General features: G+C 59.2%; 1 protein-coding gene. It reads left to right on the forward strand.

Annotated elements, in window-relative coordinates:
• Positions 1-3: 3 nt before the first annotated feature.
• Positions 4-524, forward strand: a 521-nt coding sequence (gene casA, locus ACU8YC_RS26125) for a type I-E CRISPR-associated protein Cse1/CasA (RefSeq protein WP_446896133.1), incomplete at its 3' end; no start/stop codon positions are given.

Raw genomic sequence — 524 nt, forward strand, 5'->3', positions numbered from 1 at the left:
CCCATTGCCGATGTTGGCCGTGTCAGCTTGCGACAGGTATTCAGCAACTCCGAATACCGCAGCCTGGGCGGCAACCCGGTGCAGAAAATTGCGTTGATGAAGTTGCTCCTGGCCATTGCCCAGGCAGCAGCCACGCCAGCCGATGAGCAAGAATGGCGTGCGCTGGGCGGGTCAGGGTTGGCCCAGCGTTGCCTGGATTATCTGGGCCAGTGGCACGAGCGGTTTTATCTGTTTGGCGAGCGACCCTTTCTGCAAATGCCGGCTATTTCGGCTGCCGCGGTGCAAAGCTTTGGCGCGGTGCTGCCCGAGGTTTCCACCGGCAATACCACCGTGCTGAGTCAGGGGCAGATACAGCGTTCTCTGGATGATGCTGACAAGGCGCTGTTGCTGGTTTGCCTGATGGCCTTCGCGCTGTCGGGTAAGAAAACGGACAACAGCGTGACCTTGAGTGTCGGCTATCAGGGTAAGCGCAATGACAAGGGCAAACCCTCTTCCAGCAAACCCGGTCCAGCAGTGGCGCATAT

The sequence above is a fragment of the Citrobacter sp. VF227 genome (assembly GCF_052950715.1).